This window comes from Stenotrophomonas sp. YJH_SMC_14-1 (assembly GCF_059372275.1).
Window position 1 is genome coordinate 1 of record NZ_JCAFVK010000009.1, and the last position, 22,589, is coordinate 22,589.

Sequence of the window (22,589 nt, forward strand, 5' to 3'; positions counted from 1 at the left end):
TGGCAACGTATCGCTTGCTTTAAAACAATTAATAGTTGCTTGATCAAACGTCTGCAAGATGGACAATCATCCTTCCTGCAGGCGCCTTCACAAGATACCTGCGCATACTTTCAAAGATCGAGGGAAGTGGCCTCAGCGCCGCTCCCGTGTGCTGCGAAGTTTCCTTCGTAGCGAGCCCCCCATTATGCCAGACTTTTTCAGTCCGTCAACACCTTCGTTCGATCATCTCGTTCGGCGGTAGTGGGCGCCCTGTTGTCGCTGAAGCCCCTTGGTGGCGACCCCTGCGACGGGGGAGGAGAAGTATGTCCCTATTCCCATCGTTTGTGAAGGGGGTGTGGCGATTTTTTTCACCGGATGTTGCATCCGTTCATCCGGCGCGCTGCGGTAGGTTCCCGCGAAGAGCAGCCAAGCGTGGGCTTGGCTCTACAAGAGCACAAGGAAGGGCCGGCTAGCGCCGGCCCTTCCTTTGTCTCAGGCAGCAACCAGGCGCACGCGGGCAAACGTACGCTTGCCGACCTGCAACAGGCCTTCGAAGCCCGGCTGCAGCACCTGCTGGCCGTCTTCGACCACTTCGCCATCCACCTTGACTGCGCGCTCCTTGAGCTTGCGGTTGGCTTCGGAGTTGCTCGGGGTCAGGCCGGCCGCGGTCAGCAGCGCAGCAATACGCAGGCCTTCGACCGGGATCGCCACGTCCTGCAGCGGCAGCTGGGTGATGTCGCCCTGCCCGGTCACCGCCGCTTCCCAGCCGGCGATCGCCTGCTCGGCCGCTGCGGCGTCGTGGAAGCGGGTCGCCAGTTCACGCGCCAGGCGCAGCTTGACCACGCGCGGGTTCAGGCCGCCATTGGCCACCTGCTCGCGCAGCTGCACGGCTTCGGCCTGGCTGATGTCGAAGGACAGCAGCTCGATCCAGCGCCACATCAGGGTGTCGTCCACCTTCATGGTCTTGGTGACGATGTCGATGGCCGGTTCGCTGATGCCAATGTAGTTGCCCAGCGACTTGGACATCTTGTTGACGCCGTCCAGGCCCTCCAACAGCGGCATGGTCAGCACCACCTGCGGCTTCTGGCCGTGATGCTCCTGCAGGCCACGGCCCATCAGCAGGTTGAACTTCTGGTCGGTACCGCCCAGCTCCACGTCGGCCTCCAGGGCCACGGAGTCGTAGCCCTGCACCAGCGGGTACAGGAACTCATGGATGGCGATGGACTGCTGGGCGGCGTAGCGCTTGGCGAAATCGTCGCGCTCGAGCATGCGTGCCACGGTGTGCTGGCCGGCCAGGCGGATCATGTCGGCCGCGCCCATCTTGCCGAACCACTCCGAGTTGAAGCGGACTTCGGTACGGCTGCGGTCCAGCACCTTGAACACCTGCTCCTCATAGGTACGCGCGTTGGCCAGCACGTCCTCGCGGCTGAGCGGCTTGCGGGTGAGGCTCTTGCCGGACGGGTCGCCGATCATGCCGGTGAAGTCGCCGATCAGGAAAATGACCTGGTGGCCGAGGTCCTGGAACTGGCGCATCTTGTTCAGCAGCACCGTGTGGCCTAGGTGCAGGTCGGGCGCGGTGGGGTCGAAGCCGGCCTTGATCCGCAGCGGGCGGCCCTCCTGCAGGCGCGCACGCAGATCCTCGAGCTTGAGGATCTCGTCGGCACCACGGCCGATCTGGGCAAGGGCTTCTTCAATCGAGGACACGTGACTACTCCCGGCAACGCCGATTCTTGTGTGGGGTGTTAAAGCAAAGTTAACCCGATTGGCTTCACAAAAGCCAATGGGCACAAGGGTTTGACGCGGTTTTCTCAGGTGTCTATGGTAACCGGCGATCAGGCCCCCGCTCCCGGGCCACCAGGAAAAAACCGCCGATGCACAATTCCGAACAAGGGCGCGCACGCAAGCAGCGCTTCCAGGAACGCCTCCACGTCCTGCACGACAACGCCCTGCATCGGAAGCTCAGGCAACATCTTCCCGCGGCCTTCAACGAGCGCTGGACCCGGCGCCATTGGATGCATGCCAGCCTGTTCGCGACCATCGGCGCCCTGGTGGCGACGATCGTGCCGGGCTTCTCGCACACCATCGACGCCCCCTTTGCCGACAGCCATACCAGCCTGGCACTGCCGTTGCCGCCGCTGGCCATGGCCCGCCAGCAGCAGGTGCCCGGTGACAGCTGGCAGGTGCTGCGCGTGGAACGCGGCCAGACCCTGAGCGATCTGTTCGACAAGGCCGGTATCCCGGCGACCACCCTGCACCGGGTACTGGACCACCCGGGGGCGCGCGAGGCGCTGACCAAGCTTCGCCCGGGCGCCGAGATCGCCTTCGACATGCCCCTGTCCGGCGACCTGCGCAGCATCCGCTTCGACCGCGATGCCGACAACCGGGTGGAGCTGAGCCTGGCAGGTGACGACATCAAGGAGAAGGTGACCAAGCGCGAGACCTCCACGCGCACGGTGGTCACCAGTGGCGAGATCACCAGCTCGCTGTATGCCGCGGCCCGCCGCGCCGGGCTGTCGCCGTCGGCGATCGCGACGATGACCGACGACATCTTCAAGTACGACATCGACTTCTCAAAGGACCTGCAGCCGGGCGACCGCTTCAGCGTGGTGATGGATGAAACCTGGCGCGAAGGCGAGAAGGTGGACACCAGCAAGATTCTGGCGGCGACGTTCACCACCGGTGGCAAGACCTATTCCGGCTTCCGCTTCGACCGCAACGGCAAGTCCGAGTACTACGACATCAACGGCCGTTCGCTGAAGAAGAGCTTCATCCGCATGCCGATCCCGTTCGCGCGGCTGAGCTCGACCTTCGGTGCGCGCAAGCACCCCGTGCTGGGCAAGATGCGCATGCACAAGGGCGTGGACTACGCCGCGCGCACCGGCACCCCGATCATGGCCGCCGGCGACGCCCGCGTGCAGTTCGCCGGCGTGCAGCGCGGTTACGGCAACGTGGTGATCCTCGACCACGGCCGTGGCCACACGACCCTGTATGGGCACATGTCGCGCTTTGCGAACATCAAGACCGGCCAGCGGGTGGCCCAGGGCACGGTGATCGGTTATGTCGGCTCGACCGGCCTGGCCACCGGCCCGCACCTGCACTACGAATTCCGCGTCAACGGCGAGCACCGCAACCCGCTGACCGTGACCATGCCGCCGCCGGAGCCGCTGAAGGGCGCCGAGCTGGTCGCCTTCCGCGCGCAGACCGCGCCGGCGATGGCCCGCATCCAGGGCATGGAGAAGCTGATCTACGCCGATGCCAGCCCGGCACCGACCAGCCGCGACGAGGCCGCCCCCGAGGTGGCCAGCGCCAAGGACAAGAGCAGCACCGGCCGCAAGCGCGGCTGAGCCCCTGCGTTGACGAAGAAGGACGCGGCAGCACAAGCTTGCCGCGTCCTTTTTTTATGCCCGCCATGAACACGACTGCCGACACTGACGCCCCCCTGTACCTTGGCCTGATGTCGGGCACCAGTGCCGACGGCATCGATGCCGCGCTGGTGCAGTTTCCTGCCGGCGGAGGCTGCCGCTTCGTGCACGGCCTGACCGCCCGCTGGGAGCCGGTGCTGCGTGCACGGCTGGTGGCGCTGGGCGAAGGTGGTCCACTGGATTCGCTGGAGGAGCTGGGCGAGCTGGACGCCCGGATCGCGATCAGCTTCGCTGGGGCCGCCAACCAGCTGCTGGCCGAGGCTGGCGTGGACCGCAGCCAGGTGCGCGCGATCGGCTCGCATGGGCAGACCGTGCGTCACCGGCCGCTGGCCGACCCCGCCTTCACCGTGCAGCTGGGCGACGGCAACCGCATCGCCGAATTGACCGGGATCACCACGGTCTCCGACTTCCGCCGACGCGACGTGGCGGCCGGGGGCCATGGTGCGCCACTGATGCCGGCCTTCCACCTGGCCATGCTGGGCACGACCGACGAAGACCGCGCCGTGCTCAATCTGGGCGGTATCGCCAACCTGACCCTGATTCCGCGCGAAGGTGCGGTACGTGGCTTCGATACCGGCCCGGCCAATGCGCTGATGGATGCCTGGTGCCAGCGCCACACCGGCCGCACCTTTGATGCCGACGGCGCGTACGCCGCCAGCGGCGCGGTGGACGAGGGCCTGCTGGCGGGCTGGCGCTCGGACCCGTGGTTCGCGCTGCCGCCGCCGAAGAGCACCGGCCGTGAGCAGTTCCACCTGGCCTGGGCCGAGGCGCACATGGCCGAGGGCCAGTACGCGGCGGCCGACGTGCAGGCGACCCTGTTGGAGCTGACCGTGGCAACGGTGGCCGACGCGCTGCTGGCGCAGCAGCCGCAGACCCGCCGCCTGCTGGTCTGTGGCGGCGGGGTACGCAACCGGCAGCTGATGAAGCGCCTGGCGGCGCGGCTGCCGGACGTGCAGGTGGAATCCAGCGCCGTGCACGGGCTGGACCCGGAGTACGTGGAGGCAATGGGCTTTGCATGGCTGGCGCAGCGGACGATGGACGGGCTGGCCGGCAACCTGCCAAGCGTGACCGGAGCTAAGGGCCCGCGGATCCTGGGTGCGATCCACCTGGCGTGAGGTGGCGCCATCCACGCGTGGCGTGGATCTACCGGGCAGCCGGGCGTGGGCTAGGCTCTACAGCATTGCGGCGCGGCCGCTAATCGAAGCCTTGCCCTGCGGGCAAGGCCTGCAGGGCGGCAATGGCATCGGACAGGGCATCCACTTCCGGATCGCCGAAGCCGGAGCGGACTTCCAGTTCACTGCTGAACAGGCCCTGCTCCAGCAAGGCGGCACAGGTCTGTTCGTGGGTCCAGCCGCGGGCGACCGCGACGCGTTTGATACGTTCCAGCAGCAGCGGGTCCAGGTCCCGCAGCACAACGTCGGCCATGCTCACTTCCCCGTTCGCAAGGCACCGCCCCCTCGGCGCGTCGGGGCGATGATCCCGCAGACCGGGCGGGCAGGCAATCAGGTCGAGCCGGCGGCCTGGCGACGGCGCTGCTGCAGGATCAGCAGGGCGCAGAGGATCACCACCGGGATCGCCACCAGCGCGGTACCGACGAAGAACAGCGCGTAGCCTTCCAGCAACGTCCGGCCCTGTGCGAGCGTCTGTACCGACCACCCCGAGAGCCCCTTGAGCGCCTTGCCGGGCATCGCGTAGAACGAACTCAGCAGTGCGTACTGGGTTGCGGTGTATCCGATGCTGGTCAGGCTCGACATGTAGGCGATCAGCGCCGTACCGGCGAAGCCGCTGGCGAAGTTGTCGATTGCCATGGCCACGGCGAAATGGGTTGTGTCCGGGCCGGAATAGGCCAGCCAGGCAAACGCCAGGTTGGAGGCCGGCCCCAGCACAGCGCCTACCATCAGCGCCGCCAGCACCCCCCAGCGGACCGAGACCAGGCCCGCTGCGGCAATACCGACGAAGGTCGCGACCAGCCCGACCGAACCACGCACCGCGCCCACGGTGTCCTCGTCCAGGCCGAGATCGACGTAGAACGGGTTGGCCATCGGTCCCATGACGAAGTCGGCCATGCGATAGACGCTGATGGCCACCAGGATCAGGATCGCGCCGCTGCGATGCTCGCGGACGAAGGCGATGAACGGTCCGGCTACGGCGTCGAACAATCCGCGCGGTGTCCACAGCGAGGTCGCCTGCGCCTGCACGGCAGCCACTTCCCGCGCGGGTTCGCGGGCCATGACCACGGCCACCACGCCAAGCGCCATCAGCACGGCCATGATCTCGTAGGAAACCTGCCAGCCGACACGGGCCGCGATGATCAGGATCAGCGCATCTGTGACCAGCAATGCAGTGCGGTAGCCCAGTGCCGAGGATGAGGTCAGCAGTCCAAGCTGCTCGCTGTTGTCAGCACTTTCAATGCGCCAGGCATCGATGACGATGTCCTGGGTGGCCGAAGCAAACGCCACGATCACAGCCATCACGCCGAACACGACGATGTGCTGCCATGCGATACCCAGGAACTGGATCTGGCCCCCCTTGGGCTGGACCAGCGCCATGCCGACCAGGCCCACCACCACAACCAGCTGCGACAGCAGCATCCAGCCACGGCGGCGGCCAAAGCGGCCGAACAGAGGCACGTCGGTCTTGTCGACGATCGGTGCCCACAGGAACTTCATGGTGTAGGCCAGCCCGACCCATGACAGGAAGCCGATCGTACTCAGCTCGATGCCTTCCTTGCGCATCCAGAAGCCGAGCGTGTTGCCCACCAGATAGATCGGCAGGCCGGAACTGAAGCCGAGCAGCAGCATCGCCAGCACCTTGCGCTGGCTCAGGTTGGACAACACCTGCTGCCACGGTCGGCGCGGCTTGGCAGCCTCGGTCACAGGTCGTAGTCCACGGTGAACGGGGCGTGGTCGGAGAAACGCTCGTCGCGGTAGATCGAGCAGCTTCGCAGGCGGTCACGCAGGCCCGGGGTGATGAACTGGTAGTCGATGCGCCAACCGACATTGTTGGCACGGGCGGCGCCGCGGTTGCTCCACCAGGTGTAGTCCTCTCCGGTGGGGTTGAGCAGGCGGTAGGCATCGGCCCAGCCGCGACCGGCGGCGACGTCGGTGGCCTGGCCGTGGTCGGCGCAGAGGGCGTTGAGCCAGTCGCGTTCCTCCGGCAGGCAGCCGGAATTCTTCTGGTTGGACTTCCAGTTCTTGATGTCCAGCGCCGAACGCACGATGTTCCAGTCGCCGCACAGCACGTAGTCGCGGCCGCTGCGCGCCCACTCCTCCAGGATCGGCCGCAGCCATTCCATCACTTCGAACTTGAAGCCCTGGCGCAGGTCGCCCGAGCTGCCGGACGGGATATAGAAGGAGACCACGCTGAGGTTGCCGTAGCGTGCCTCGATGTAGCGGCCTTCGTCGTCGAACGGGGCCCAGCCCAGCGAAGTGATGACCTGGTCCGGCTCGCGCTTGCTGTAGATCGCCACACCGCTGTAGCCCTTCTTGGTAATGGCGTCGCGGTAGAAGCAGTGGTGGCCGTCCGGGCGGAACATCGGGTCGCTCAGCTGGTCTTCCTGGGCCTTGGTTTCCTGGATGCACAGGACATCGGCATCCTGGGCACGGAACCAGTCGAGGAAGCCCTTGGTCGCGGCGGAACGGATGCCATTGGCGTTGAAACTGATGATGCGCATGCGGAAGACCTACGGCGGGAAACCGGGCAAGCATACCGGTTGACTGCAGGGCTGCGCAGTCCGCCGGGTGGGCCCGCCAGCGCCTTCACACGGGGCCGGACGAGCGCGAAACGCCCAGCTGGATTAGGATTTGTGCTCCAAATGAAGATGAATCGAGTTTTGATGAGCGACCACCGCCACCGTTTCCTGCAGTTGGCCCTGACCGCCGACGCCCTTCGCTTCGGCCAGTTCACCCTCAAGTCCGGCCGGCTGAGCCCCTATTTCTTCAACGCCGGGCGCTTCGACTCCGGCTCGCTGCTGTCCCAGCTCGGCGCGTGCTATGCCGATGCCATCGATGCCAGCGGGATCAAGTACGACGTGGTGTTCGGCCCGGCCTACAAGGGCATCCCGCTGGCCACCGCGATGGCCTGTGAGCTGGCCCAGCGTGGCCGCGACCTGCCGCTGTCGTTCAACCGCAAGGAAGCCAAGGACCATGGCGAGGGTGGCCAGCTGATCGGCGCCGACATGCAGGGCAAGCGCGTGCTGATCGTCGACGACGTGATCACCGCCGGTACGGCGATCCGCGAAGCGCTGGGCATCATCCGCGCCGCCGGTGGCACCCCGGCCGGCATCGTGGTGGCGCTGGACCGCCAGGAGATCGCTTCGGAGACCGACCGCCGTTCTGCCGCGCAGTCGGTGGCCGAAGAAGCCGGTATCCCGGTGATCGCCGTGGCATCGCTGGCCGATCTGCTTGATTTCGCCTCCGGCAACCCGGAACTTGTGGGTTACCGGCAGCCGCTGGAAGCCTACCGGGCCCAGTACGGCGTTCGTTCGATCCGCTGACCGACCCAGGGGAAAGGTCATGTCCCGAGTTCCTGCTGTCCTCTTCGCCGGCCTGCTGCTGGTCGTGCCATTCACCGTACCGGCGCAGTCGCGCGACAGCGGCAAGGCGGAAAAGAAGCTGTACTGCTGGAACGAGGGCAAGGAGCGGATCTGCAGTGATTCGCTGCCGGCCGACGCGGTCAACCATGCCCGCGAGGAATTCAATGCGAGCACGGGCCTGCGCAATGCGCAGGTCCAGCGCGCGTTGACCGACGAGGAGCGTGCCGCTGCCAGCACCGCTGCGCAGCAGCAACAGCTGGACCTGATGGCCGAGCAGACCCGCCAGCGCACCGAGCAGGCCATGTTGTCCACCTACGGCAGCGAGGCCGACCTGCGCCGGGTGTTTGCCGAGCGCCAGGAAGTGCTGGACAACAACCTGAAGACCGCCGAGTACAACGTCACCAGCCTGCGTGAGTCGCTGGTGGCGCTGCTGTCGGCGGCGGGAGACCGCGAGCTGGCCGGCGCCAAGGTGGTCGACAAGCAGGCCGAGGCGATCCGCAAGCGGCATGCGCAGCTGCAGGCGCAGCAGCGCCTGCAGGCCGGGCTGGTGCAGCAGCAGCAGGCGTTGAAGGCCGAGATCGACAGCACCCTGCAGCGCTATCGCGAGCTGAAGGGGCTGGTGCCGGCGGACGCTCCGGCGGGCTGACGGCGCGGCCTCCGCCGGGCATGGCCCGGCGCTACCCCGGGCCTGGTTACGGGTTGGCCCACGGAATTTATGCACTCTTTACGCGTCGGCCCGGTCCGGCGCGTAGTGCGTTTATGGGGGGTAGGACGACGATGGCGGCCTGAGGTGGAGGGGTTCCACCAGGACGCTATTGCAATGTCCCCCTGGCTGTCGTTGTTGTGTGGCGTGCTGGTGCTGGTTGCCGCCGCCTATCTCCTTTATGTCGTGCTGCGGCCCGAGTCGTTCTGAGCGGAGCCGGCCATGACTGAGATGCTTGTGATTATTGCCGCCAGCCTGCTGCTGGCGTGGCCGCTGGGCCTGTACCTGGCGCGCGTGATGCGCGGCACGCCGATGAAGGTCGACGTGCTGTTCCATTGGATCGAGAAGCCGCTGTACAAGGTGCTTGGCGTCGATCCATCGCGCGCCATGTCCTGGCGCGGCTATGTGCTGGCCTTCGTGCTGAGCAACGTGGTGGTCGCGGTGCTGACCCAGGCGGTGTTCATGACCCAGGCCTGGTTGCCGTTGAACCCGGACCAGATCCCGAACATGCGCTGGGACACCGCGCTGCACACGATGATCTCATTCCTGACCAACACCAACCAGCAGCACTATTCGGGCCAGGCGCAGCTGTCCTACTTCTCGCAGATGACCGGCATCACCGGCCTGCAGGTGGTGACGCCGATGATGGGCCTGGCGCTGGCGGTGGCGACGCTGCGCGCGTTGTTCTCGCGTGCGCCGCAGGCTGCGGCGACCACCGGGGCCGGCGATGACCGCCAGGTGGCGGTGGGCAACTACTACGTGGACGTGGTGCGCCTGTGCGTGCGCTTCCTGCTGCCGCTGTGCCTGGTGTGGACGCTGGTGCTGACCAGTCAGGGCGTGCCGTCGACGATGGCCGGTGGCCCACAGGCCACGCCGATCGATGCCAGCGCCGGCATGGCCGAACAGAAACTGCCGTTGGGACCGGTGGCGGCGATGGTCGCAGCCAAGCAGCTGGGCGCCAACGGCGGCGGCTGGTACGGCCCGAACAGCAGCTTCCCGCTGGAGAACCCGACCCCGCTGTCGAACGCGCTGGAGATCGTCGGCATCCTGCTGGTGCCGATGGCGGTGATCTTCATGATCGGCGCGTTCACCGGCCGGCGCCGCTTCGGCGCCCTGGTGTTCAGCTGCATGCTGGGCATGTCGCTGCTGTCCACCGGCGCGATGATGTGGAGCGAAGGGCATAGCGCCAGCGCCGCCACCCCGCTGCTGATGGAAGGCAAGGAAGTGCGCTTCGGCGCCGACGGCACTGCGCTGTGGGCGGCGGTGACCACCCAGGTCTCCAACGGCTCGGTCAACGGCATGCACGATTCGCTGGCGCCGCTCAGTGGCGGCATCGCGATGGTCAACATGCTGGTCAGCGCGATCTGGGGCGGCATCGGCTGCGGCCTGCAGCAGTTCATCGTGTACCTGCTGCTGGGCGTGTTCCTGGCCGGGTTGATGACCGGGCGTACGCCGGAACTGTTCGGCCGCAAGCTGGAGACGCCACAGGTACGCCTGCTGGCCCTGCTGGTGCTGCTGCAGCCGATCACCCTGCTGGTGTTCACCGCGATCACCCTGGCCGTACCCGGCCTGGCCGGCACCTCCAATCCCGGCTTCCATGGCATCAGCCAGGTGTTCTACGAGTATGTCTCGGCCTATGCCAACAACGGTTCGGGCTTCGAAGGGCTGGGTGACGCCACGCTGTGGTGGAACCTGAGCTGCTCGCTGGTGCTGCTGCTGGGCCGCTTCCCGCTGCTGATCATCCCGCTGGTGGTGGCCGCACAGCTGGCTGCCAAGCGCCAGGCGCCGGAGTCTGCCGGCAGCCTGCAGATCGAAACGCCGACCTTCGCCCTGACCCTGGTCTCGGTGATCGTCATCCTGACCGTGCTGCAGTTCATGCCGGCGCTGGTACTCGGCCCGATCGCCGACCACCTGAGCCTGGGACTGCACTGAGGACACCGCAATGAGTACCCACGCAAGTTCAACCCGTAGTTCCCTCGCACCGCGCCCTGCCCTGCTGGATGGCGCAGGCCTGCGCCGCGCACTGGTCGAGGCAGTGCGCAAGCTGTCGCCGATGCATCTGGTGCGCAGCCCGGTGATGGCGGTGGTGATGGCCGGCACGATCGTGGCCGCGATCGTCACCCTGACCGGCAATGCGCCGCTGGGCTTTGGCCTGGCGGTGACCGCGATCCTGCTGGTGACCGTGCTGTTCGGCAATTTCGCCGAAGCCGTGGCCGAAGCACGTGGCCGTGGCCAGGCCGCATCGCTGCGCCGCGCCCGCCAGGACCTGGTGGCGCGCCGCCTGGCCGCACCGCAGCCGGGTGCCGCGGAAACCCAGCTGCCAGCCGCCGAGCTGCGCCCGGGCGACCATGTAATCGTCAGTGCCGGTGAGCTGGTACCGGCCGATGGCGAGATCGTGCAGGGCCTGGCCACCATCAACGAAGCAGCGGTGACCGGCGAATCGGCACCGGTGCTGCGCGAAGCCGGTACCGACCGTTCCGGTGTGATCGGCGGAACCAAGGTGCTGTCCGACCAAATCATCGTGCGGGTGACCGCCGAGCCGGGCCACAGCTTCCTGGACCGGATGATCGCGCTGGTGGAAGGCGCCAACCGGCAGAAGACGCCGAACGAGATCGCACTGACCCTGCTGCTGGCGGCGATGACGCTGACCTTCCTGGTGGTGGTGGCGACGCTGCCGGCCATCGGCGCGGCGGTAGGCGTGCAGGTTGACCCGCTGCTGCTGATCGCACTTCTGGTCTGCCTGATCCCGACCACCATCGGCGGCCTGCTGCCGGCCATCGGCATCGCCGGCATGAACCGCGCGTTGGCCGCCAACGTGCTGGCCAAGTCGGGCAAGGCGGTGGAAGTCGCGGGAGACGTGGACGTGCTGCTGCTGGACAAGACCGGCACCATCACCTACGGCGACCGCCAGGCCAGCCACTTCCATCCGTTGGCCGGTATCGATGCCAGCCAGCTGCGTGAAGCGGCGCTGTTGTCCTCGCTGGCCGACCCGACCCCGGAAGGCAAGTCGATCGTGCGCCTGGCGCGCGAACAGGGCTGCGCCACCGCCGAACCGGACCACGCCGAGTACCTGGCGTTCAGTGCGCAGACCCGCATGTCCGGCGTGGATCTTGAACATGGGCGGCAGATCCGCAAGGGCGCCGCCGATGCGATCCGTGCCCACGTACAGGCGCTGGGCGGCAATGTACCGGCTGAACTGGCCGGCCGCGTCGAGCAGGTCGCACGCAACGGTGCCACCCCGCTGGTGGTGGCCGAGGGCCGCCACGTGCTGGGCGTGATCGAACTGTCGGACGTGGTCAAGCACGGCATGCGCGAGAAGTTCGCGCAGCTGCGGGCGATGGGCATCCGCACGGTGATGATCACCGGCGACAACCCGCTGACCGCCGCCGCGATCGCTGCCGAAGCCGGTGTCGACGACTACATCGCCGAGGCCCGCCCTGAAGACAAGCTGGCACGCATCCGCCAGGAGCAGGCCGGTGGCCGCCTGGTGGCGATGGTCGGTGACGGTACCAACGATGCCCCGGCACTGGCCCAGGCCGACATCGGCCTGGCGATGAACTCCGGTACGCAGGCGGCGAAAGAGGCCGGCAACATGGTCGACCTCGATTCGGACCCGGCCAAGCTGCTGGCAGTGGTGGAAGTAGGCAAGCAGCAGCTGATCACCCGCGGTGCGCTGACCACCTTCTCGCTGGCCAACGACGTGTCCAAGTACTTCGCGATCCTGCCGGCGCTGTTTGCCGCTGCGGTTCCGGCCATGGCCGCACTGAACGTGATGCAGCTGTCGAGCCCTCGCAACGCGGTGCTGGCGGCGCTGATCTTCAACGCCCTGGTGATTCCCGCCCTGATCCCGCTCGCCCTGCGTGGCGTGCGCTTCCGCCCGGCGACCGCAACGGCGCTGCTGCGCCGGAACATGCTGGTGTACGGCCTCGGCGGCGTGCTGCTGCCGTTCGCAGCGATCAAGCTGATCGACCTCCTTCTTGTCCTGGTATTCGGCGCATGAACCGTTCTGCTTCCAAATCCACTTCCCTGTCCCGCGAACCGAAGGCCGAGGCCTGCGTGGCCAGCCTGCAGGACGGCGCCAGCTGGCGCCCGGCGATCGGCCTGGGCCTGGCCACCCTGCTGCTGGCCGGTGCGGTCTACGCCGGTATCGCCACCGGTTTCGCCGGCCTGGCCTACCCGACCCAGGCCGAGGGCAGCCTGCTGCGCGATGGCAGCGGCCAGGTGCGCGGCTCGGCGTGGCTGTCGCAGCCGTTCGCCGGTGACGGCTACTTCCAGGCACGTCCGTCGGCGGCCAACTACGACCCGATGGCGGCAGCCGGTTCCAACATGGCGCGCAGCAACCCGGCGCTGGCCGAGCGTGTTGCCGCCAGCACCGCGGCGGTGGCCGCACGCGAAGGCGTTGCCCCGGCGCAGGTTCCTGCGGACCTGGTCACCCAGTCCGCCGGCGGCTTGGATCCTCAGCTGTCACCGGCTGCAGCGCAGTTGCAGGTAGCCCGCGTGGCGCGTGCCCGTGGCCTGCCGGTGGAACGCGTGCAGGCACTGGTGCAGGCGCATACCGAAGGTCGCCAGTGGGGCCTGTTCGGCCAGCCGCGGGTGAACGTGGTGACGCTGAACTTCGCGCTGGACCACGCGGCCAAGGCGCCGTGATGCCAGCCTGCACCGGCTGCGCGCACAATGGCACCCATGACTGATGCGCGTACCCGCCAGGCCGATGCCCTGGTCGAAGGCCTGCAACGCGAAGCCGGCGGCAAGCTGACCGTGTTCCTCGGCGCGGCGCCGGGCGTGGGCAAGACCTACACCATGCTGACCCGCGCGCAGGAACAGCTGCGCCGCGGCGTTGACCTGGTGGTCGGGCTGGTGGAAACCCATGGCCGCGCCGATACCCAGGCGCTGCTGGAGGGGCTGCCACAGCTGCCGCTGAAGGACGTGGACTACCACGGCCATGTGCTGCAGGAGATGGACCTGGATGCCGTGCTCGCACGGCATCCGGCGCTGGTGCTGGTGGACGAACTGGCACACCGCAATGCCCCGGGTAGCCGCCACGAGCGGCGCTGGCAGGATGTGATGGAGCTGCTGGATGCCGGCATCGACGTCTGGACCACGGTCAACATCCAGCATCTGGAAAGCCTCAATGACGTGGTGATGCGCATCACCGGTGTGCGGGTCAGCGAGACCGTGCCGGATGGGGTGCTCGACCGCCTGCATGACATCGTGCTGGTCGACCTGCCGCCGCGCGAGCTGATCGCGCGCCTGCAGCAGGGCAAGGTCTATGTGCCCGAACAGGCCGCGCAGGCGCTGCAGGCGTTCTTCTCGCCGGCCAACCTCACCGCACTGCGCGAGCTGGCCATGCAGGAGGCCGCCGACCGCGTCGACAGCAGCCTGCGTGAAGCGCGCGCCGCGCGCGGCGAGAGCAACCTGCCACTGCGTCGTGGCGTGCTGGTGGCCATTGATGGCGGCGGTCAGAGCGAGTACCTGGTGCGGGTGGCGCGGCGCATCGCCGAACGCCGCGATGCGCCGTGGACGGTGGTGACCGTGCAGGGCCGACGCCAGGACGAGGCGACCCGGCGCGAGATCGATGCGGCCTTCGCATTGGCACGGCGCCTCGGCGGCGACGCCGAACTGCTGCACGGATCAAGCATCGCCGATGCCCTGCTCGACCATGCCGCGCACAACGGCGTGTCGACCCTGGTGCTCGGCCGGACCCGCGAACGTCCACTGGCGCGGATGTTCAACCGCACCCTGACCCAGCAGCTGATCCAGCGCGGCGCGCATTACGAGATCACCATCATCAGCACCCCGCAGGCACGTGCGCGCTCGCGCCGGGAGGGCCTGCTGCCGCCGATGCGCGGCATCAGCTACGAACCGGTGCAGGCGCTGATCGCCACCGCGCTGGCCTGTGCGGTGGCATGGCTGGCCGAACGCTGGGTCGGCATGGCCGACCTGTCGATGGTGTTCATCGTGGCGGTGGTGCTGGTGGCCGCACGCACGCGTGCCAGCGTGGCGGTGATGGCGGCGATCCTGTGCTTCCTCGCCTACAACTTCCTGTTCATCGCGCCGCGCTTCACCTTCGCCATCGGCGCGCGCCAGGGCGTGATCACCGTGTTCCTGTTCCTGGCCGCCGCGCTGGTGGCCGGACGCCTGGCCTCGCGCCTGCGCATGCAGGTGATCGCGCTGCGTGCGGCGAATCGACATGCGCGTGCGCGCCAGCAGCTGGGACGGCAGCTGGCCAGCGCGGCCGGCAACGGCGAGGTGGCACAGGCGGGTCGGCATGCACTGGAACAGGCCATGGACGTTCCAGCGTGGCTACGGATCGGCGCCGATACCGCAACCGGTGGCCGCAGCCAGCCGGGCGATACCGACTTGGCCGCCGCCGATTGGGCACTGCGCCACGGCCAGCCGAGCGGGCGCTTCACCGACACCCTGGCCGGTGCGCAATGGTGGTTCCTGCCGCTGCTGGATGGCGAAGACCGCGCCATCGGCGTGGCGGGCCTTTACCTGCCCGGCGCACAGGCGCGCCTGCTGCCGGAGCAGCGGCAGCTGGCCGAGGCGATGGTCGACGACATCGCCCAGGCCGCGCTGCGCACGCGGCTGGTGGCCGAACTGGAGCAGGCCCACGTCAGCAACGAGACCGAGCGGCTGCGCTCGGCCCTGCTCTCTTCGGTGTCACACGACCTGCGCTCGCCGCTGGCGGCGATGATCGGTTCGGCCGACAGCCTGGCCAGCTACGGTGCGGCGATGGATACGGCTGATCGCCGTGCCCTGCTGGACACCATCCTGGTCGAAGGCGAGCGGCTGGACCGCTACATCCAGAACCTGCTGGACATGACCCGGCTCGGCCACGAAGGGTTGAAGATCAACCGCGACTGGATCGGCGTGGACGAGCTGATCGGCTCAGCGGCGCGGCGCCTGCAGCGCTACCAGCCCAAGGTGCGGCTGGAGCTGGATATTCCGGCCACGCTCGCGCCGATCTGGGTACACCCGGCGCTGGTTGAACAGGCGGTGTTCAACGTGATGGAGAACGCGGCCAAGTTCTCGCCACCCGATGCCGCCGTGCAGGTGCAGGCGCGCGAACTGGACGGACAGCTGCGCATCGATGTGATCGATGCCGGCCCCGGCATTCCCGATGACGAGCGCGCGCGCATCTTCGACATGTTCTACAGCGTCGAGCGCGGCGACCGTGGCCGCCACGGCACCGGCCTGGGCCTGACCATCTGCCAGGGCATGGTCGGTGCGCATGGCGGCAGCGTGCAGGCGCTGCCCGGACGCGACGGTCGCGGTACCCTGATCCGCATCACCCTGCCCCTGCTCAAGCCAGCCTCCCACGATGAGCCCGACTCCGATTGACGCCAGCGCGCCGGCCCCGCGCGTGCTGGTGATCGATGATGAAACCCAGATCCGCCGGTTCCTGGACATCAGCCTGCGCGCGCAGGGCTACCAGGTGCGGCAGGCGGCCACCGGCCAGGAAGGCCTGCAGCTGGCGGCCAGCGAGGACATGGACCTGGTGATCCTGGACATCGGCCTGCCGGACATGGAAGGCCATGAGGTGCTGGAGCAACTGCGGCAGTGGAGCCAGGTGCCGGTGATCATGCTGACCGTGCGTGCGGGTGAAGCCGAAAAGGTGCGCGCACTGGATACCGGCGCCAATGACTACGTGACCAAGCCGTTCGGCACCCAGGAGCTGATGGCGCGGGTGCGGGCGCTGCTGCGCACACGCAGCGTGCCCAGCGACGGCACGCCACCGGTGTTCGACGATGGCCATCTGCATGTGGATCTCGTACGCCGCGAAGTGGCGCTGGATGGCGAGCCGGTGGCGCTGACCCGCAAGGAGTACGCGCTGCTGTCGCTGCTGCTGCGCAATGCCGGGCGGGTGGTGACCCAGCCGCAGATCCTCCAGGAAATCTGGGGCCCGACCCACCAGCACGACACCCATTACCTGCGCATCCTGGTCGGCAAGCTGCGGCACAAGCTGGGTGATTCAGCGCTGGATTCGCGCTACCTGTTCACCGAGCCAGGCGTGGGCTTGCGTTTCAAGGGGTAGTGCCGGCCGCAGCCCGGCAACTGCAGGGTGTGTGAGGTTCATGGGCTTGCCGGCCAGCGGCCGGCACTACCCATTCTGCTGCAGCTTCCAAAGGGGTCAGAACCCCAGCGGGGTGTCGCCCAGCACCGGTTGCAGCTGGCTGCGGAACAGCGCCTGGATGCGCTCCAGTGCCGCCTCGTCGTTGCCCTCGAAGCGCAGCACCAGCACCGGCGTGGTGTTGGACGCGCGCACCAGGCCCCAACCATCGGGGAAGTCCACGCGCAGGCCGTCGATGGTCGACAGCCGCCCACCCACGTACGGATTCTCCGGCGACTGTGCCGCCGCCACCAGCATCGCCACCAGCGCGTGCGGCGTGCCTTCGGCCACCGGCACCTTCAGTTCCGGCGTGGCCACCATCTCCGGCAGCTCGGCCAGCACCTCGTCCGGGGTTTCCTCGCGCTGCGCCAGGATCTCCAGCAGTCGTGCGGCGGCATACAGGCCATCGTCGAAACCGAACCAGCGCTCCTTGAAGAAGAAGTGGCCGCTCATCTCGCCGGCCAGCTCGGCATCGGTCTCGCGCATCTTCGCCTTCATCAGCGAGTGCCCGGTCTTCCACATCAACGGGCTGCCACCATTGCGCAGCACGTGATCGGACAGCTTGCCGGTGCACTTCACGTCGTAGATCACCATCGCGCCGGGGTTGCGCATCAGCACATCGGCGGCAAACAGCATCAGCAGGCGGTCGGCATAGATGATCCTGCCTTCGCCGGTGACCACGCCCAACCGGTCTCCGTCGCCGTCGAAGGCGACGCCGAGGTCGGCGCCGAAGCGCTTGACCGTCTGCACCAGGTCTTCCAGGTTGGCCGGCTCGCTCGGGTCGGGATGATGGTTGGGGAAGGTACCGTCGACATCGCAGTACAGCGGGATGACTTCGGCGCCGATGGCTTCCAGCAGCTGTGGTGCAAGCGCACCGGCAACGCCGTTGCCGGCATCGGCCACGACCTTCAACGGGCGGTCCAGCTGCACGTCGTCGGCGATGCGCTGGATGTAGTCGGCACTGACATCGCGCTGCTGGTAATCGCCCGGCTCGGCCGCCTGCGCCAGGCGCCCCTCGACGATGCGCTGGTAGAGATCGGTGATGGCATCGCCTGACAGCGTCTCGCCGCCGATGACCACCTTGAAGCCGTTGTACTCGGGCGGGTTATGACTGCCGGTGACCGCCACGCAGGTGCCGGTACGCAGGTGGAAGGCGGCGTAATAGACGACCGGCGTCGGTGCCAGGCCGACGTCGATCACCGCGCAACCGGTGCGACGCAGGCCCTCGGCCAATCCCGCAGCCAGTTCCGGGCCGGACAGGCGGCCATCACGGCCGATCACCACCTCGCGCAGGCCCTGTTCCAGCGCCACGGTACCGATGGCCTGGCCGATCAGCGCGGCGGTCTTCGGCGTCAGTTCGCTGCCGACCACGCCACGGATGTCGTAGGCGCGGAAGATGCCGGCGGCCAGTTCCCCGGCAGGGACCGGTGGCGGCGGCGGCGCAGTGTCCGCGGCGCTGGCGGCGGCCACCGGTGGCGGCGCCATCTGCAGGCTCTCGCTCAGGGTCGGGCCATGATCCGCTTCCGCCACGGCCGCACGGCGCGGCAACGGCAGCGACTTCGGCAGCCGGCCGCGACCCACCACCAGCAGCACGGCGATGAACGCCAGCAGCAGCGCGACGATGGCACTGGCCAGCGAACCCAGGCCCAGTGGACCCGCTTCGACATTCGGTACGGCGGCCACCAGCCGCAACGGCGTGCCCGGAACCGGGCGCGCCAGCGCTTCGGCGCTCTCGGCCAGGCCGGCGTCGCCCTGGGCAACGAGGTCATGCGTGCCTTGGCGCAGGCCGAGGAAACCGGTGGACGGGGCGCTCACCTGGTCCAGCGGCGAGGTCAGCCGCAGCAATGGCTGGCGCACGTAGAGCACTGCCGGGCCAAGGCTGCCCAGCTGCACCGGAGCCGCCAGACCCAGGCGATTGCCACCTGCATCGCGCACCACGCGCAGGCCAGGCTTGCCCTCGGCCAGCGCTTGTTCCAGCAGGGCCAGGCGTGCGTAGCCGAAGGTGGCCGGGTCGGCATAGGCCGTGGCCAGATCGGCGGTCAGCACGTCAGCCTGCTCCACGCCGGTCCAGCTCTCGCGCACGGCCAGCGCCGCTGCCGCGGCGTCACCGGCCTGCAGTGCCTGCTGCACGCGTTCGTTCTTCAACTGCTGCTGCAGCTGCTTCAGCTGGCCGGCTGCGGCCTCCTGCAAGCCCTGCACGGCCTGGTCACGCGCTTCTTCCAGCGCCTGGCCATTGGACTCCTGCCGCCATTGCTGCACCGCGCTCCATCCGAACCAGCCGGCCAGCAGGACCAGCAGCACCCCCAGTAGTGGCGCACTGCGTCCCAACGACCGTTCCCGCTGCCCTTCCCCGATGCCGCTCATCAATGTCCCCCGTCAACGCACCCCGGTATGGCCGAATCCACCCGTTCCCCGCACGCTGTCGGTGAAAGTATCCACCACCTGCAGGCTGACGCGGGCAATCGGCACGACCACCAGCTGCGCGATGCGATCGCCCGGCTCGATGGTGAAGGCCTCGCGGCCACGGTTCCAGACGCTGATCAGCAACGGGCCCTGGTAATCGGCGTCGATCAGGCCGGTGCCGTTGCCGAGCACGATGCCGTGGCGGTGGCCCAGCCCGGAACGCGGCAGGATCACCGCGCACAGGTGCGGATCGGCGATATGGATGGCCAGGCCGCTGGGCACCAGCGCGGTGTCGCCCGGCTGCAGGGTCAGCGCGGTATCCAGCGCCGCGCGCAGGTCCATGCCGGCACTGGCTTCGGTGGCGTAGGCGGGCAGCGGCCAGCTGTCGCCGAAACGCTGATCAAGCAGCTTGACCTGCAGCGGTTGGGAAGTGAAAGCCTGGGTCATGCCTGGAGTCTCCGCGCGATCAGCGCCAGCAGTTGTTCGGCCAGCTCGCGCTTGGAGGTGGCCGGGAATACCTGTTCACCGTCCTGCCAGAAGGCCGTGGCGGCGTTGTTGTCACTCTCGAATCCACCACCGCTGATGCCGACCTGGTTGGCGATCACCAGGTCCAGGCGCTTGTCGACCAGCTTGCCACGCGCATATTTCTCCACGTCGTGGGTCTCGGCGGCGAAGCCGACCACCAGCTTCAGCGACTGCGTCTGTGCAGCGACTTCGGCGAGGATGTCCGGCGTGCGCACCAGCTCGATCACCAGCGACTGGCTGTCGGCGGTCTTCTTCAGCTTCTGCGGCGCGACCTGGCGTGGCGTGTAGTCGGACACCGCGGCGGCACCGATATAGATGTCGGCCGGCAACGACTTCAGCACGGCATCGCGCATCTGCGCGGCCGAGCGCACGTCCACGCGCTGCACGCCGGCTGGCGTCGGCAGCTGTACCGGACCGCTGACCAGCACCACCTGGGCGCCCATCGTCGCGGCGGCCGCGGCCAGGGCAAAGCCCATCTTGCCGCTGCTGCGGTTGCCGACGTAGCGCACCGGATCGATGTCTTCATAGGTCGGGCCAGCGCTGATCAGCAGGCGAAGGCCCTGCAGCGCGCGGGTTTCCGGTGCGACAACCGCCGCTGCAGCACTGCCATTGGCAGCCAGCGCGGCAACGATGTCGCCCGGTTCGGCCAGACGGCCGGGACCGGACTCGCCTTCGGCCAGCGGACCGTCGACCGGGCCGACCACCTGCGCGCCGCGCTGGCGCAGCAGGGCGATGTTGGCCTGGGTGGCCGGATGCAGCCACATGCGGTGGTTCATCGCCGGGCAGATCGTCAGTGGCGCGGTACTGGCCAGGCACAGGGTGCTGACCAGATCATCGGCGTGGCCCTGGGCCAGCCGGGACAGCAGATCGGCGGTACCCGGGGCGACCACGATGCGGTCGGCCCAGCGGGCCAGCTCGATGTGGCCCATGGCCTGTTCGGCGGCGCTGTCCCACAGCGTGGTGCGGGTGGGCTGCCCGGACAGGGCCTGGAAACTGAGCGGAGTGACGAACTGCTGTGCTCCGGCGGTCATCGCCACCTGCACCTGGGCACCGGCGTCGCGCAGGCGCCGCACCAGTTCCAGGGCCTTGTAGGCCGCGATCCCGCCTCCGACGCACAACAGCAGTTTCTGACCTTCCAGCGCGCGGGCCGGCGCGGGGGAAGCGTTGGGGGAGTCAGCCACCTGGAATTCCTGTGCAAACGAGGGCGCTAGCTTACCCGATGGCCGGTAATGTCCCGGTGCAGGGCGCACATAGCGGGCGGCTATCAGCAGATGGAGTCCGTCTCCGTTGACCCGGGATTCACCCGGTACCAGTTTCGGACCTTTCCTATACCTCTACGGGTCTGCGCTTTTGCAGAATCAGGCATTGGCTGCCGCCCGCCGTGGCCTGTCCGACCTTCGAGGAGCCGCGTGCATCCGCGCATCATCATCGCCGACGACCATCCCGTGGTCCTGCATGGCATCCGTATCGTGCTGCAGACCTACCTGATGGACATCGTCGGCAGTGCGCGCGACGGCGCCCAGCTGCTGGAGCTGGTGGATCACCACGACTGCGATGCGGTGCTGACCGACCTGTCGATGCCGGGTGCCGGTCCGGACGGTCCGGAGCTGATCGACGCGCTGCGCATGCGCCGCCCTGGCCTGCCGGTGGTGGTGCTGACCGGCGCCCGCCATCCCGGCCTGCTGGACAGCCTGCTGCGGGAGGGTATCAGTGGCCTGGTCGACAAGTGCGCCGATTTCGCCGAACTGCCCCACGCGCTGAACGCCGCGCTGGCCGGGCAGGTATTCGTCTCCCAGCAGTTGCGCCACCACCTGCAGGCGCGCGACCTGCTGTTTCCGCGTCAGCCGGCGCCGTTGTCGGCACGCGAACAGGAAGTGCTGGAGCTGCTGGCAGCCGGCCTCAGCGTGAACGAAGTCGCCGAGCGCTGCGGGCGCAGCCCGAAGACCATCAGCCGGCAGAAGGCCGAAGCCAAGCGCAAGCTGGGCCTGCAGAACAACCAGGAACTGTTCGACTACCTGCAGACCCGGCGCGGCTGAGGCAACCTCCGACCCCAGTCCGCGGCATGCCCCGATGGGAGCCACCGCAAGGTCTGGCGATGATGGGCCATGCCCATCCATGACTGGCCCGAACAGGAACGCCCCCGCGAGAAGCTGATCGCGCGCGGGCCCACGGCACTTTCCGACGCCGAACTGCTGGCCCTGTTTCTCGGCTCCGGGTTCGGTGGCCGCGATGCCGTGCAGACCGCGCGCGACCTGCTGCAGGCGCACGGCCCGTTGCGGGTACTGCTCGACCGCCCCGCCGCCGAGCTCGCCCGCCTGCCCGGGCTCGGCCCGGCACGCAGTTGCACGCTTGCTGCCGGGCTGGAACTGGCCCATCGCTACCTGGCGGCCGAGCTGGAGCACGGCGAGGCGGTTGGCAACAATCCGGCGGCGGTCGGCCGCTACCTGCAGCACCGGCTGCGTGGCCAGGCCCGCGAGGTCTTCATGGCCCTGTTCCTGGACAACCGCCACCGCCTGATCGCCTGTGAAGAGCTGTTCCACGGCACCATCAACGCCGCACCGGTCTACCCCCGCGAAGTGGTGCGGCGCGCTCTGCTGCACAACGCGGCGGCGGTGATCCTCAGCCACAACCACCCTTCCGGCGACCCGGAACCCTCCAGCGCCGATACCCGCATCACCGACGAACTGCAGCAGGCGCTGGCGATGGTGGACGTGCGCCTGCTGGACCACTTCGTGGTCGGCGAGGGCCGTCCCGTTTCATTTGCTGAACGGGGCCTGCTATCCCTGCCCCAGCCGCGGCTGTTCGGCTGAGCGCGGCCCTTCAGGCGCCATCGGCCGCCCCCACAGGCATGTTCTGGTCAGCGTGGGCGTGGGTATCTGCGCTAAAATGGGCGATTCCGCCGCTCATTCT

The 22,589-nt window shown here is 68.1% G+C and carries 19 protein-coding genes; 12 read left to right on the top strand and 7 right to left on the bottom strand.

Translation table 11 applies throughout. The features are described 5' to 3' along the window. Window positions 1–471: 471 nt before the first annotated feature. Window positions 472–1,683 (bottom strand): tyrosine--tRNA ligase, encoded by a 1,212-nt coding sequence (tyrS, locus tag AC5P9P_RS16990; protein WP_005407778.1) that lies wholly within the window; start codon window positions 1,681–1,683, stop codon window positions 472–474. 167 nt (window positions 1,684–1,850) lie between these two features. Here tyrS and AC5P9P_RS16995 point away from each other — a divergent pair, with 167 nt between their 5' ends. Then, a complete protein-coding gene (locus AC5P9P_RS16995; protein ID WP_005407777.1) occupies window positions 1,851–3,323 on the top strand; it encodes a M23 family metallopeptidase in 1,473 nt (490 codons plus the stop codon). Window positions 3,324–3,388: 65 nt separating this feature from the next. Beyond that, window positions 3,389–4,516, top strand: coding sequence for an anhydro-N-acetylmuramic acid kinase (locus tag AC5P9P_RS17000; protein WP_088436400.1), 1,128 nt, complete (start codon window positions 3,389–3,391; stop codon window positions 4,514–4,516). 79 nt (window positions 4,517–4,595) lie between these two features. On the opposite strand, the gene AC5P9P_RS17005 is transcribed toward AC5P9P_RS17000, so the two are convergent. From AC5P9P_RS17005 to AC5P9P_RS17015, 3 genes are all read right to left on the bottom strand, one after another. Further along, window positions 4,596–4,826: a hypothetical protein gene (locus tag AC5P9P_RS17005; RefSeq protein WP_005407775.1), complete on the bottom strand. Its 231-nt coding sequence runs from the start codon at window positions 4,824–4,826 to the stop codon at window positions 4,596–4,598. A gap of 77 nt (window positions 4,827–4,903) precedes the next feature. Then, entirely contained in the window at window positions 4,904–6,277 is a 1,374-nt protein-coding gene (locus AC5P9P_RS17010; RefSeq protein ID WP_005412009.1) for an AmpG family muropeptide MFS transporter, read from the bottom strand. After that, entirely contained in the window at window positions 6,274–7,074 is an 801-nt protein-coding gene (locus AC5P9P_RS17015; protein ID WP_024956358.1) for an exodeoxyribonuclease III, read from the bottom strand. Before AC5P9P_RS17015 ends, AC5P9P_RS17010 begins: the two co-directional genes overlap by 4 nt. 162 nt (window positions 7,075–7,236) lie before the next feature. Between AC5P9P_RS17015 and pyrE the strand changes: the two genes are divergently transcribed. From pyrE to AC5P9P_RS17055, 8 genes are all read left to right on the top strand, one after another. Further along, complete coding sequence (gene pyrE / locus AC5P9P_RS17020) at window positions 7,237–7,896, top strand: orotate phosphoribosyltransferase (protein ID WP_005407772.1); 660 nt, start codon at window positions 7,237–7,239, stop codon at window positions 7,894–7,896. Window positions 7,897–7,915: 19 nt separating this feature from the next. Beyond that, on the top strand, window positions 7,916–8,581 hold the full coding sequence (locus tag AC5P9P_RS17025) for a hypothetical protein (protein WP_049403462.1): 666 nt from the start codon (window positions 7,916–7,918) through the stop codon (window positions 8,579–8,581). Between the two features lie 174 nt (window positions 8,582–8,755). Further along, complete coding sequence (locus AC5P9P_RS17030) at window positions 8,756–8,848, top strand: potassium-transporting ATPase subunit F (RefSeq protein WP_005407770.1); 93 nt, start codon at window positions 8,756–8,758, stop codon at window positions 8,846–8,848. Between the two features lie 12 nt (window positions 8,849–8,860). Continuing rightward, window positions 8,861–10,570: a potassium-transporting ATPase subunit KdpA gene (gene kdpA, locus AC5P9P_RS17035; RefSeq protein ID WP_033835003.1), complete on the top strand. Its 1,710-nt coding sequence runs from the start codon at window positions 8,861–8,863 to the stop codon at window positions 10,568–10,570. Between the two features lie 10 nt (window positions 10,571–10,580). Then, window positions 10,581–12,638, top strand: a complete 2,058-nt coding sequence (gene kdpB, locus AC5P9P_RS17040; protein WP_049453639.1) for a potassium-transporting ATPase subunit KdpB — start codon at window positions 10,581–10,583, stop codon at window positions 12,636–12,638. Then, window positions 12,635–13,285: a potassium-transporting ATPase subunit KdpC gene (kdpC, locus tag AC5P9P_RS17045; RefSeq protein ID WP_111108769.1), complete on the top strand. Its 651-nt coding sequence runs from the start codon at window positions 12,635–12,637 to the stop codon at window positions 13,283–13,285. Before kdpB ends, kdpC begins: the two co-directional genes overlap by 4 nt. 36 nt (window positions 13,286–13,321) lie before the next feature. Next, window positions 13,322–15,982 (top strand): ATP-binding protein, encoded by a 2,661-nt coding sequence (locus tag AC5P9P_RS17050; protein ID WP_111108768.1) that lies wholly within the window; start codon window positions 13,322–13,324, stop codon window positions 15,980–15,982. Next, the gene (locus AC5P9P_RS17055; protein WP_005412001.1) at window positions 15,963–16,676 is read left to right on the top strand and encodes a response regulator transcription factor; all 714 of its coding nucleotides are present in this window, start codon (window positions 15,963–15,965) and stop codon (window positions 16,674–16,676) included. The genes AC5P9P_RS17050 and AC5P9P_RS17055 overlap by 20 nt, the downstream gene beginning before the upstream one ends. A 96-nt stretch (window positions 16,677–16,772) precedes the next feature. Here AC5P9P_RS17055 and AC5P9P_RS17060 read toward each other — a convergent pair whose 3' ends face one another. The 3 genes from AC5P9P_RS17060 to coaBC are packed head-to-tail and all read right to left on the bottom strand — an operon-like array spanning window position 16,773 to window position 20,860. Beyond that, on the bottom strand, window positions 16,773–19,115 hold the full coding sequence (locus AC5P9P_RS17060) for a phosphomannomutase/phosphoglucomutase (RefSeq protein WP_033834999.1): 2,343 nt from the start codon (window positions 19,113–19,115) through the stop codon (window positions 16,773–16,775). Window positions 19,116–19,127: 12 nt separating this feature from the next. Further along, window positions 19,128–19,601, bottom strand: coding sequence for a dUTP diphosphatase (gene dut, locus AC5P9P_RS17065; RefSeq protein ID WP_495232977.1), 474 nt, complete (start codon window positions 19,599–19,601; stop codon window positions 19,128–19,130). Continuing rightward, window positions 19,598–20,860 carry a bifunctional phosphopantothenoylcysteine decarboxylase/phosphopantothenate--cysteine ligase CoaBC gene (gene coaBC, locus AC5P9P_RS17070; protein ID WP_033834998.1) on the bottom strand — a complete coding sequence of 421 codons (1,263 nt, stop codon included), beginning with the start codon at window positions 20,858–20,860 and terminating at the stop codon, window positions 19,598–19,600. Before coaBC ends, dut begins: the two co-directional genes overlap by 4 nt. A 228-nt stretch (window positions 20,861–21,088) precedes the next feature. Here coaBC and AC5P9P_RS17075 point away from each other — a divergent pair, with 228 nt between their 5' ends. After that, entirely contained in the window at window positions 21,089–21,715 is a 627-nt protein-coding gene (locus tag AC5P9P_RS17075; protein ID WP_033834997.1) for a response regulator, read from the top strand. Between the two features lie 69 nt (window positions 21,716–21,784). Continuing rightward, complete coding sequence (radC, locus tag AC5P9P_RS17080; protein WP_033834996.1) at window positions 21,785–22,489, top strand: RadC family protein; 705 nt, start codon at window positions 21,785–21,787, stop codon at window positions 22,487–22,489. Window positions 22,490–22,589 lie beyond the last annotated feature (100 nt).